Source organism: Streptomyces sp. S3(2020) (genome assembly GCF_013044505.1).
Taxonomy (GTDB): domain Bacteria; phylum Actinomycetota; class Actinomycetes; order Streptomycetales; family Streptomycetaceae; genus Streptomyces.
Map to the genome: position 1 here is coordinate 1 of NZ_JABERD010000281.1, position 10,456 is coordinate 10,456.

Sequence of the window (10,456 nt, forward strand, 5' to 3'; positions counted from 1 at the left end):
CCACGGACCCGCCCACCACGACCGACCCGGGCCCCGCCCCCGTATCCCCCGGCGACGACTGCGCGGACCCCACGCCGGGCGGGTAACCCGAAGCCCTCACGGGCCACCCTCACCGCCCGGCAGGGCGGAGCTCTCTTCGCCCTGCGCCCCGGGCGTACGGTTCACCGGCGCTGCCACCTGACGCTGTCCGGCCGGCCCAGGTCCGGCAGGGCCGGACGGTCGGTCCCCGGGCCGGCCCTCCGGGCCACGCGGTACGACGTCGGCCTCAGCCGACCTCGTTCTCCGCCACCGCCTGGCCGTGGACGACCACGTCGCCGCTGTAGAACATGCCGGTGAACACCGGCGAGTACGTCAACTGCACCTCGACCTGCACCTGGTCGACGTCCGCCGCGACGCAGTGGGTGGCGGCGATGTCCGCGCCGGACATGTCCATCTCGCGGGCGAAGGCCTTCACGCGGGCGTCGCAGTTCTCGTAGTTGATCGGTGCCTCGCCGCCCTCGTTCTCGTAGAGCGCGTCGGTGTCGATGTCCTGGGCGGCGTAACGGGCCGCCTGTTCGGCGATGTCCGCCGCGCGTTCACGCTTGGAGATGGACAGGCCGCCGTCGACCACGAAGGCCGCGAGGGAGATGAAGACGAGGGCGAAGATGATGACCGCGCCGGCGCCGGAGCCCCGGTCGTCGAGGTGGGCGCGGCGGGAGTCCAGCCACGTGCGGACAGCGGCAGGAACGCTCAACTTCCTCATCCCGCCTTCCTCTTGAACGGGTCGAGCGGGGCCGTGAAGGAACCCGACATCGTGGTCTTGATGTCCAGGCCGACGATGGCCAGACCCTTCACCCGGCAGCTGACCTCGACCGTGAAGAGCTCGGCGTCCTCGAAGCCCGCGCTGGTCTTGTCCACCGTCACCGGGCCGACGCAGACGTCGGTCAGGTCGGCCTCGGCCGCCTTCCGCGCCTCCGCCATGGCGTTGCCGACGTCCCACTGGAGCGAGCCCGCGCGGGCCGCGTCGCGGGCGGCGCCGTCGATGGCGCCGCGCCCCTCCACCATCTGCCCGAAGGCGACCAGGACGAGGATGAAGAGGATCATCACGGGGGCGAGGATCACCACCTCGATGGCGGACAGGCCCCGGTCGTCCCGCAGACTCCGACGGAAAGAGGACATCTAGTTCCCGTCCTCCGTCACGAACCGCTCCACCGGCCCCACCGACTGCGCGTGCACCGTCAGGTCCAGCCCGGGGAACACCGACGGGACCCGTGCCGTGATCTCCACACCCACCGTGTTCTGCTCCGGCTGGACCATCGCCACGTCCGGCGACAGCACCAGGCTCGGGCCCAGCTGGCTGATGTAGTCGTCCACGACGTCCCGGGCCTTGCCCCGCCACGCGCCCGGCTCGTCGTGCGCCGTGGCACGCGCCTTGCGGGCGCCGGCCTGGGCGGCCGCCTGGGCCACGTGGTCGGCGAAGAAGTACAGCGCGAACTGCACGGTGGCGAAGATCATGAAGAACAGGACGGGGGTGAGCAGCACGAACTCGATCGCGGTCATGCCGGAGTCACCGCGTGCCGCGGCTTCCCGCCGACGGCGTACCCATGCCCGCATGTGCTGCACCAGACCCCCGTACTCTCCTCGATTCCGCTGCTTCAGCAGGTGCCGCTCTGGTTGGCGCCGTTGATGCAGTTCTCGACCTTCTCGGCGCCACCCTCCAGGGCACGGTTGATGATCGCGGCGACGACGCCGACGATCGCCACGACGACCGCGGAGATGATGACCCACTCGACGGCGGAGGCACCGCGGTCGAGTTCGCCGGAGCGGGCACGCTGCACGCGGCCCTGGAGGAAGGTGACGAGGAAGTCCACCGCCGGGATCCCCGTGCTGAAGTTCCGCTCGTTCATGGTCAGTTGTCCTTTCACAGGCTTTCGAGGGTTGGGGCGGTGTCAGACTTGGAAGACCCGCATGGCGGCCGGGTAGATCAGGAACACCAGGAAGCCGGCGCACAGCAGCAGCTGGGCGACGAGCATCGACTGTGACTTCTCGCCCGCGCTGCCCTCGATCTCGGCCATCTCGCGGTGCCGCATGGTCTCGGCGCGGGAGGCGAGCGACTCGCGGACCTTCGCGCCGTCGTCCGCCACCAGGGCGAGGGAGGCGGAGAGGTCCTTCAGCTCCTCCACGCCCAGTTCCTCGCCGAGCTGGCCCAGCGCCTGCCACTGGCTGATGCCGGTGATACGGGCGTCGGCCAGCGCGTTGCGGATGCGCTGGGTGGCCCAGCCGTCCGAGACCTCGGCCGCCGCCATCAGCGCCTCCGGCAGACCGCGGCCGCCGGCGAGGCTCATCGACACGAGGTCGAGGTAGGCGCCGATCACCCGCCGCAGGTCGCGCCGTTTGTCGGCGGCGTCGCGGCGTACCTCCAGGTCGGGGAGGAAGAAGAAGACGGCCGCGAACAGCAGCGCCAGCCAGACCGGGATGATCGGGCTGTCGGCGATGGCCAGCGTCCACACGATCGCGAACATGAGCGGGCCGAAGAACAGACCCGCGGTCGCCAGCAGCACCTTCGTCGCCAGGAACTTCTCCCAGCTGCGGTCCAGGACCGCGAGGTCCGCCCGCAGGGAGCGCTGCTCCCAGCCCTGCTGGAGGTAGAACTCGGCGACCCGCTGGCCGACTTCGGCCCGCACCGAGCCGAGCCGGCCCGAGTCGGAGGCGGCGCGCGCGGACTCGTACGCCGTGCCCCGGGCCCGCATCGCGTCGATCCGGGCGACCTGCGAGACCGCGCTGCGCTTCGACGGCATGAGGGCGCGGACCAGGACGTAGATGCCGAGGCCGATGATCGCGCCGACGGCGACCGGCATGGTGACATCACTCATCGGCGTACCCCCTCTTCCTGCGACGGCTGCGAAGACTGGCCCGGCTGCCCCTGCTGGGACGGCGTGCGGGGACGGACGAACTGGACCGACGACTCGTCCTTGATCAGGAAGCGTTCGGGGGTCTCGATCGTCGACAGCTTGCGCAGCCACCAGAAGCCGAGGGCGAACAGACCGCAGACGATGGCGAGGACGACCTGGCCGAGCGCGGTGCCGTACGGCTCCACGAACTCCCGGTTGAACACGGACAGTCCGAGGACGAAGGCGACCGACACCGCGACGACGATCTGCACCGAGCGCCGGGTGGAGGCCCGTTGGGCCATCACGCGCTGGCGCATGTCGACCTCTTCGCGCGCCGACTTGGCGAGCGCGCCGAGCACCTGGCGCAGACCGGGGCCGCGCAGCCGGGCGTTGAGGATGAGGGCCGCGACGATGATGTCGGCGGAGGCGTCGTCGATCTCGTCGGCGAGGTGCTGGAGCGCGTCGGGCAGCGGGGTGCGGGCCCGCAGCCGGTCGACGAGCGCGTCCAGGTGCGGTCGCAGCACGGGCGCCGAGGCGCGCGCGGACGCCGGGATGGCCTGTTCCAGGCCCACCGCGCCGGCGATGGTGTCGCGCAGCGACTCCGTCCAGCCGGCCAGCGCCTCCACGCGCTTCATCGCGGCGCGCTCCTCACCGGCACCGCCGAACAGCCGGTCCCAGAAGAAGACGAGCACACCGGCCGCGATACCGGCCACCGCCCACTGGGTGAGCAGCAGGACGACGATGCCGATGATGGCGGCCAGCGAGCCGCGCTGCCCGGCGAACCGGATCAGCTCGTTCGCCCGCTCGGCGGCCTTCTGCTTCTCGTGGTCCGGCTTGGCCGGAAGTCCTCGTACGGCGATGGCGAACAGCGCGATGCCGCCGCCGACGGCGACGCCGGACGCGATCGAGAACAGGACCTCGGTGGAGAACAGCCCGCCCATGGAACCGAGCGAGCCCAAGGCTGCGAGATTCATCATCACCCCCACGCTCCGGTGGGCCGGTAGCCCTGTGCCATCAGGTCGTCCACGCAGGCGATGGGCGCGTGCGGCACGATCCGGCCGTCGTGCGCCTCGGCGAACACCTCGCTGGACAGCACCCGGCCGTCCACACCGTTCACCTCGCGGACGGAGGTGACGGAACGCTGGAGGCGGCCGCCCGTCTGGAAGTTGTTGCGCCGCTGGATGAAGACGACGAAGTTCACGGCGCCCGCGATCAGCATCTGGCTGGCCTCGATGGGCAGCCGCTCGGAGGCCTGCAACGCGTACGTGGAAATACGGTTGAAGACCTCGCTGGAGCTGTTGGCGTGGATCGTGGACAGCGAGCCGTCGTTGCCCTGCGACATCGCGTTGAGCATCGTCACGATCTCGTCGCCGAGGACCTCGCCGACGATGACGCGGGAGGGGTTCATACGCAGGGAACGCCGGACGAGTTCCGCCATCGGGATCATGCCCTGGCCCTCGGAGTTGGGCAGGCGTTCCTCGAAGGCGACGACGTTGGGGTGGAGGTCGGCGAAGGTGTCGAGGCCGAGTTCCAGGGCACGTTCGACGGTGATCAGACGCTCGTGCGGCGGGATCTCGTTGGCGAGGGCCCTCAGCAGGGTGGTCTTGCCGGCGTTGGTCGCGCCCGCGATCATGATGTTCTTGCGGGCCCGGACCGCGCAGGCGAGGAAGTGCGCGACCTCGGGGCTGAGGGTTCCGTTCCCGACGAGGTCGGAGATGAAGACCTTGCCCATGCGGGCGCGACGGATGGAGAGCGCCGGGCGCCGGGTGACGTCCATGACCGCCGACAGACGCGAACCGTCCGGGAGCCGGAGGTCGAGCTGCGGATTGGCGGAGTCGAACGGGCGGGACGACAGACCCGAGTACGCGCCGAGCACCTGGATGAGCTCGATGAGCTCCTCGTCGGACTCGGCGACGGGGTCGCCCGTGACCTCGCGGCCGTCGGAGTAGCCGACGAAGACCTGGTCGTAGCCGTTGATGTCGATGTTCTCGACGTCCGGGTTGTCCAGGAGCGGCTGGAGCCGTCCGACGCCGAAGAGCGCGGCGTGCACCGCGGCGGCGTACTGCTCCTCGGTCTCCGCGTCGAGAGGGGTCCGCCCGGCGTTGATCTCGGTGCGGGCGTGGTCCTCCAGGATCTGGGCTATGACCGCGCGGGCGTAGTGCCGTTCGTCCTCGGGGGACATCGGGGTGACACCGGACACCTGGTCCTGGCGCCGCTGCTCGGCGATCCGGTCGCCGGCGTCCTGCCGGAACCGCTTGACCAGTTGATGGTCGACAGCGGTCATCGCCCGGCCCCCGCATGGCCGTTCATGTCACCATGCATCTGGCCGTGCTGGGCCTGGGTGGGTACGGACCAGGCGGCGCCGTACTGCTGGTAGAGGTCCGCGGTGACCTTGCGGGCCGTGCGGATGAGCAGCGACTTGTCGAGCCGCCCGCGCTTGCGGCCGGCCAACTGGTCGGCGCCGGTGGGGTCGTCGGCGATGGTGCCGACGACGCGGGCGCCGGTCTGGGCGTGCACGAGCATGTCGTTGACCTGGCCCGCGATCTTCGCCGCGTTGTTGGTGTCGGCGATGAGCACGACCCCGATCATCGGTGTGCCCAGGCTCGCCGCACCGCGCGCGCCGCCGTGCAGCTTGTTGCCGAGGGCGGCGGCGCGGTCGCGGACGCGGGCGATGGCCTCCGGCTCGGTACGGCTGATCAGCAGCACGAGGGAGGCGTGCGGGAACAGGTCGACGGCGGGGGTGTCCCCGGCGATCCGGCCGCAGTCGGCGATGACGTCGGCGGCGGCGTGCGGGGACTCGGCGAGCGCGGCGAAGGAGTGCCCGAGGGTCGGCCACAGTCCGGCGAGACCGGCGGCCTGCTCGGCGTTCCCGAGTCCGACGAGGACTTCGAGCCCGCCGCTCAACGGCTGCACGTGGTCCCAGAGTTGGTCGGGGACGAGACCACGCCGGGCGGTGGCGGCGATGGACAGCATGCCGGTGTTCGGGTTGAGCGGCCCGCCGTGCGCGGCGGCACTGCGGTAGACGAGGTCGCCGCCCGCCGGGTCGGTCTCGGCGAGCAGCACCCGCCGCGGCCAGACCGCCGCGAGGGCGACGGCCGCGGTGGTGACGCCGGGGGAACCCTTGTCGGCGGCGAGAGCGATGAGCGCCATGGGTCTGGGGCCGCCTTCTAGTTGCTGCTGTTGCTGCTGGGGACGAGGACGAGGACGACTTCGTTGTTGGCGGCGGCCTGGGCGAGGGCGGCGGCTTCGTCGTTGTCGACGGCGAGGGTGTACGACGAGTTCGTGCTGCCGACGATTTCGTCGCCGTTCGTCGCCGGCACGCTGGTCACGACCGCCTTGTCGACGAGCAGGGAGTTGTCGCTGCCGGACGTCGAGGCGGAGCTGTTGCCGGTGCCGGAGCCGCCTTCGGCGACGCGGTAGGCGGCGACGGTGTCGCCCAGCTTGATGCCGGACGGGAACTGGCCCGCCTTGAGGGAGAGCCCGACGAGCGTCTTGCCCTCGGAGGCGGTGACCTTGTCACCGAACATCTCCCCGACGGCGACGGCGCCCGCCGGGATGGTGTTGACGGCCTTGAGCTTCTTCAGGTCGTCCAGCAGTGACCACTTGACGTAGTGGATGTTGCTGTCCTCGGCGACCATGACGGAGGTCACGTCGCTGTCGGTGACCGACGCGCCCGCGGGGATCTCCTTCGTCACCTTCACGACCTCGATCCGGTCCCCCGCCTGGAGCACGAGCATCGTCGCCCCCAGCGCACCGACCAGGATCAGCAGTACCGCCAGCGCCGCCAGCGCCGGTTTGCGCTCGCGAGGCGGCGTGGGAAGGCGGTCGCCGACCGACGGCTGAGCAGGAGCGGCGGAACGACCCTGACCCGCCCCCGTACGCTCTTGGATCTTCACGCAACCGCTCCCCGTACAGCCAAGAAATTGCCTGCCAAATTCTCTGCAAATTAGAACACTTCACCCGCCGCTGCTCGATCTGCGCGGATAGCCATCGCTGGGGTGAGTGTCAAGCCATGGCACCGTATCAGCCGCACATAAGCCCCTCAAGGCACGTCCGGAGTCATGCGCCTCACCCTGCTCCTCGTTATTCATCTGCAACTTCTGGCGCATGTCGCCCAGTTGTGCGGGAGCCGGGAGAGGGCCGCGGGCTGTGCGGGAGCGAATCCCTCACCGACGTCCCATCCTGCACGCGACGGCGCTTTCGTCACGGTCCGCCCATGAGGCCTGCACGATTCGCTCACGTGGGCCGGAAACCGCCGTGCCATGATCTTTGCTCGATTCACGGACACGGGGCGGGATGACGTCGATGGCGAGCACGGAAGCGGTCCTTCTTCCGATCGGAGGAGCGGCGCTGGTGTCGGACCCCCGGGTGGCGGAGGCGGTGCGCGCGATCGGGGCGCGGACCGGCGTGGACTACACGGACGACCGGGCGGTGACGGCGTTGCTCGCGGAGCGGCGCCGGGCGGCGATGGCGGAGCAGCACAGGCCGCTGGCGTGGGCGGGCGGTGTGGCCCTGCTGGCGTGCGTGGTGTGGCCGTTCGTGGCGGTGGCGGTGCCCTCGCTCGGCCCGAAGGCGGCACTGGTCGCGGGTCCCCTCCTGGTCCTGGCCGTGGCGGCACTGGTCCGTGTCCGCTCGAACTGGAAGCGTGAGCTGCTGCACCCCGCCCTCGCCGGTTACCGCGAGGTCCTGGGCGTGGCCCGGGCGCACGGGATGCCGCTGGCTCATGTGCCGGCGTGGTTGGAGGGGAAGGCGGAGGGCGGGAGCGGGAAGGGGGCGACGCCGATCCCGTCGTACGCGGAGGCCGCCGCCCCGGAGAACACCACCGGAAGCGCGGTCCCTGTCCCTCCGAAGCCGGCCGCGGTCACCGAGTACGAACGCCTCGCGTCCACCGGCGGCTGGCACGACGAGGCGGGCTGGCTGCTGCTCTTCGCGAGCGGCGGCGGTGCGGCCTGGGCCTGGTCGGAGACCGAGCCGATCGGTTACGCCGCCCTCGTACTGATCCCCGTGGCGATCGCCGTCTGGCTGGCGGGCAGCAGCCACGGCAGCGAGGAGACGCGGCTACGGGGCGAGGCGACGGAGTACGTCCGGACGGTCGCCGCGGCGCAGGCGGCCGGGGCGCGGGTGCCTGAACTGTCGCCGGTGCTGCGGAAGTTGCTGCACGACTGACTCGACAACCCGTTTCCCCTCCCCCGCCGACCGAGCACCCACCCTCAAGGAGCCCCCCACCATGAAGCGAGCCGCACTCGCCCTGCCCCTGCTGTCCGTACTGACCCTCACCACGCTGACGGCGTGCGGCGGAGCGGACGACGGTGGTTCGGACGCGAAGACGACCACCGAGCCGAAGGCGACGGCCTCGCAGGCGAAGCCCGCGGTGGACCCGGTGAGGGAGCTGACGAAGCTGTTCGTCACGAAGGCGGAGCTCCCCGACTACACCGTCGACGAACCCGCCAAGGGCGATGCCATGGCCGAGACCCAGGAGGACATGCGCGTCGACAAGGCGGCCTGCGCGCCGCTGGCGTACGCGACCAACTACCTTCCCCTCGGCGACCCGGAGGCCTCCGTCGTCCACGTCGCCACCGACGGAACCTTCGCGTACCACTACATCACCCTCGCCACCTACGCCGAGGGCAAGGCCGAAGCCGCGATGAAGGGCCTCGCCGAGGCGGTCTCCTCCTGTACGGCGGGCTACACCGCCACGTCCGACAAGGCCAGCACCCCCTACACCTCGGTGACGAAGGAGACGCCCTTCTCCGACGCGGCCGCCGACGAGTCGATCGCCACCGCCTCCACCGTCGCCTACAAGGGCACGCAGACCATGCGCACCCAGACCTTCCGCTTCGGCGACACGATCGTCAACTACTTCTCGATCGACAGCAACGGCTTCATGAAGGGCCGGTCCAGCTCGGCGAAGGTCCCCACGCCCCTGGTCAAGGCCCAGAACACCAAGCTCCACTGACCCCGGCTTCACCCCACCGGGTGATCCACCGGGATGTGCCGGACCACGGTGGACGCGTCCCCCTAACGTCCACCACATGGTCGGCTCATCCCACGAGGCGATCCATCGCATCTTCCAGGAGGACCCGGGCGTCTTCACCCGGACCTTCCGTCGTCTCGATCTCCCCTTCCCCGACCCCGTCGCCGTGTCCCTGATGCCCACGGACCTCACCGAGATCCAGCCCACGGAACGGCGCGTGGACACCCTCCTGAGGATCGACACCGCGTCGGGCGAGAGTCACCTCCTGATCGTCGAGGCGCAGGGGAAGAAGAACTCCCGAAAGCCCAGCAGCTGGGCCTACTACGTCGCGCACCTGCGCGAGAAGTACGGCATCCCGCCCGTCCTCCTCGTGACGTGCCAGGACAAGAGCACGGCCGATTGGGCGGAGGGACCCTTCACCATCGGCCCCGCGTACTGGCCCGCCCTCACCCTCCGCCCCCTCGTCCTCGGCCCCCACAACGTCCCCGTCATCACGGACCCGTCCGCCGCTGCCCGGGACATCCCGCTCGCGACACTCAGCGCCATCACCCACGCCAAGGACCCGAACGCCCCTGCCATACTGAAAAGCCCTGGCTGTCGCCCTGAAGACCATCGACGAGGAGACCGCCAGGATCTTCGCCGAGCTCACCGAACTCGGCCTCGGTAAAGCCCTGGCCGCCGAGACCTGGAGGCATCTGATGGCCGTCGACCTCTCCTTCTTCCGCTCCGAGACCTCCCAGCGTCTGCGGGCGGAGAGCCGTGCCGAGGACATCCTGCTCATCCTCACGGCACGTGGCCTGGACATCCCTGAGCCCGTGCACGAGCGGATCACCAGCTGCACGGACCTGGAAACCCTCCGCACCTGGCTCACCCGCGCGGTGACGGTCGGCGCCGCCGAGGACGTCTTCGTGGAAACCGGAGTCTGATAGCCACCCACTGATACCTGGGCGCACAACTACGCTGCACACGTGATCGAACACAGATCCTTCCCGCCCGCCCTGGCCGCCGTCTCCCGGACCGAGTTCGACTACGCCGACGGCGAGGGCATCGACTTCGAGCCGTACGACGCGTTCCTCGCGGCCGAGGACACCACGGAGTGGCTGCGCAGTTGGACCGGCAACAAGGAACTCGACGCGGAGGCCTATCTGCCCTTCGGGCAGGACGGCACCGGCGGCATGGCGGTCGTGTGGTGCGTACGCCCGGACCGCCCCCTCACCGACCAGCCGATCGTCTTCCTCGGCTCGGAGGGCGCGACCGGTGTGGTCGCGGGCTGCCTCGACGACTTCCTCTGGATCCTCGCGGACGGCATCGGCCCCATGGAGTCCGTCGAGTACGACGACCACACCTCCCGCCCGAACACACCGCTGACCGCCCTGGCCGAGGCCCACGCCACCACTCCGCGCCGCCCCGCGCGCACGATCATCGCCGAGGCCAGGGCGGAGTTCCCGAGTTTCAGCGAGGACATCGAGCACCTGTGCCTCTGACCCAGCGCCTGTCACCGGGGCGCCGAGACGGCTCCCGAGCCGACCGACAAGTTACGGAGTCCCGATGACCACCCCCTCCCCCCCCTCTCCATTCTCCACATCTCACCCCGCCCACCAAAAGGCAAATG

General features: G+C 70.3%; 14 protein-coding genes. 5 read left to right on the forward strand and 9 right to left on the reverse strand.

The features are described 5' to 3' along the window. Positions 1–265: 265 nt before the first annotated feature. Genes HLK59_RS44485 through HLK59_RS44525 form a run of 9 tightly spaced genes read right to left on the reverse strand, consistent with a single transcriptional unit; the run spans position 266 to position 6,766 of the window. Entirely contained in the window at positions 266–742 is a 477-nt protein-coding gene (locus HLK59_RS44485; RefSeq protein ID WP_171147369.1) for a pilus assembly protein TadG-related protein, read from the reverse strand. After that, positions 739–1,158 carry a TadE/TadG family type IV pilus assembly protein gene (locus HLK59_RS44490; protein WP_171147370.1) on the reverse strand — a complete coding sequence of 140 codons (420 nt, stop codon included), beginning with the start codon at positions 1,156–1,158 and terminating at the stop codon, positions 739–741. Before HLK59_RS44490 ends, HLK59_RS44485 begins: the two co-directional genes overlap by 4 nt. Next, the gene (locus HLK59_RS44495) at positions 1,159–1,593 is read right to left on the reverse strand and encodes a TadE family protein (RefSeq protein WP_171147378.1); all 435 of its coding nucleotides are present in this window, start codon (positions 1,591–1,593) and stop codon (positions 1,159–1,161) included. It abuts the gene before it with no gap. Positions 1,594–1,634: 41 nt separating this feature from the next. Continuing rightward, complete coding sequence (locus HLK59_RS44500) at positions 1,635–1,886, reverse strand: hypothetical protein (protein ID WP_046263660.1); 252 nt, start codon at positions 1,884–1,886, stop codon at positions 1,635–1,637. A gap of 42 nt (positions 1,887–1,928) precedes the next feature. Next, a complete protein-coding gene (locus HLK59_RS44505) occupies positions 1,929–2,852 on the reverse strand; it encodes a type II secretion system F family protein (RefSeq protein WP_171147371.1) in 924 nt (307 codons plus the stop codon). Beyond that, complete coding sequence (locus HLK59_RS44510; RefSeq protein ID WP_240983003.1) at positions 2,849–3,844, reverse strand: type II secretion system F family protein; 996 nt, start codon at positions 3,842–3,844, stop codon at positions 2,849–2,851. The genes HLK59_RS44505 and HLK59_RS44510 overlap by 4 nt, the downstream gene beginning before the upstream one ends. Before the next feature lie 2 nt (positions 3,845–3,846). Beyond that, entirely contained in the window at positions 3,847–5,154 is a 1,308-nt protein-coding gene (locus HLK59_RS44515; protein WP_171147372.1) for an ATPase, T2SS/T4P/T4SS family, read from the reverse strand. Then, positions 5,151–6,020, reverse strand: coding sequence for a hypothetical protein (locus tag HLK59_RS44520; RefSeq protein ID WP_171147373.1), 870 nt, complete (start codon positions 6,018–6,020; stop codon positions 5,151–5,153). Before HLK59_RS44520 ends, HLK59_RS44515 begins: the two co-directional genes overlap by 4 nt. 17 nt (positions 6,021–6,037) lie before the next feature. Next, the gene (locus HLK59_RS44525; RefSeq protein WP_171147374.1) at positions 6,038–6,766 is read right to left on the reverse strand and encodes a hypothetical protein; all 729 of its coding nucleotides are present in this window, start codon (positions 6,764–6,766) and stop codon (positions 6,038–6,040) included. 457 nt (positions 6,767–7,223) lie between these two features. Here HLK59_RS44525 and HLK59_RS44530 point away from each other — a divergent pair, with 457 nt between their 5' ends. From HLK59_RS44530 to HLK59_RS44545, 5 genes are all read left to right on the forward strand, one after another. Beyond that, entirely contained in the window at positions 7,224–8,036 is an 813-nt protein-coding gene (locus HLK59_RS44530) for a hypothetical protein (RefSeq protein ID WP_346779962.1), read from the forward strand. A gap of 61 nt (positions 8,037–8,097) precedes the next feature. Beyond that, positions 8,098–8,826 (forward strand): hypothetical protein, encoded by a 729-nt coding sequence (locus HLK59_RS44535; RefSeq protein ID WP_171147376.1) that lies wholly within the window; start codon positions 8,098–8,100, stop codon positions 8,824–8,826. Between the two features lie 76 nt (positions 8,827–8,902). Next, a complete protein-coding gene (locus tag HLK59_RS44540) occupies positions 8,903–9,511 on the forward strand; it encodes a hypothetical protein (protein ID WP_346779963.1) in 609 nt (202 codons plus the stop codon). A gap of 31 nt (positions 9,512–9,542) precedes the next feature. After that, positions 9,543–9,770 (forward strand): hypothetical protein, encoded by a 228-nt coding sequence (locus HLK59_RS52535; RefSeq protein WP_346779964.1) that lies wholly within the window; start codon positions 9,543–9,545, stop codon positions 9,768–9,770. Between the two features lie 42 nt (positions 9,771–9,812). Next, positions 9,813–10,328, forward strand: coding sequence for an SMI1/KNR4 family protein (locus HLK59_RS44545; RefSeq protein ID WP_171147377.1), 516 nt, complete (start codon positions 9,813–9,815; stop codon positions 10,326–10,328). The last annotated feature ends 128 nt before the right edge of the window (positions 10,329–10,456 follow it).

Excerpts from the sequence above, each read along its gene's own strand:
- HLK59_RS44520 (WP_171147373.1), bottom strand. The coding sequence starts at position 6,020 with ATGGCGCTCATCGCTCTCGCCGCCGACAAGGGTTCCCCCGGCGTCACC.
- HLK59_RS44485 (WP_171147369.1), bottom strand. The coding sequence starts at position 742 with ATGAGGAAGTTGAGCGTTCCTGCCGCTGTCCGCACGTGGCTGGACTCC.
- HLK59_RS44510 (WP_240983003.1), bottom strand. The coding sequence starts at position 3,844 with ATGAATCTCGCAGCCTTGGGCTCGCTCGGTTCCATGGGCGGGCTGTTC.
- HLK59_RS44540 (WP_346779963.1), top strand. The coding sequence starts at position 8,903 with ATGGTCGGCTCATCCCACGAGGCGATCCATCGCATCTTCCAGGAGGAC.
- HLK59_RS44505 (WP_171147371.1), bottom strand. The coding sequence starts at position 2,852 with ATGAGTGATGTCACCATGCCGGTCGCCGTCGGCGCGATCATCGGCCTC.
- HLK59_RS44515 (WP_171147372.1), bottom strand. The coding sequence starts at position 5,154 with ATGACCGCTGTCGACCATCAACTGGTCAAGCGGTTCCGGCAGGACGCC.
- HLK59_RS52535 (WP_346779964.1), top strand. The coding sequence starts at position 9,543 with ATGGCCGTCGACCTCTCCTTCTTCCGCTCCGAGACCTCCCAGCGTCTG.
- HLK59_RS44495 (WP_171147378.1), bottom strand. The coding sequence starts at position 1,593 with ATGCGGGCATGGGTACGCCGTCGGCGGGAAGCCGCGGCACGCGGTGAC.
- HLK59_RS44490 (WP_171147370.1), bottom strand. The coding sequence starts at position 1,158 with ATGTCCTCTTTCCGTCGGAGTCTGCGGGACGACCGGGGCCTGTCCGCC.
- HLK59_RS44500 (WP_046263660.1), bottom strand. The coding sequence starts at position 1,886 with ATGAACGAGCGGAACTTCAGCACGGGGATCCCGGCGGTGGACTTCCTC.
- HLK59_RS44535 (WP_171147376.1), top strand. The coding sequence starts at position 8,098 with ATGAAGCGAGCCGCACTCGCCCTGCCCCTGCTGTCCGTACTGACCCTC.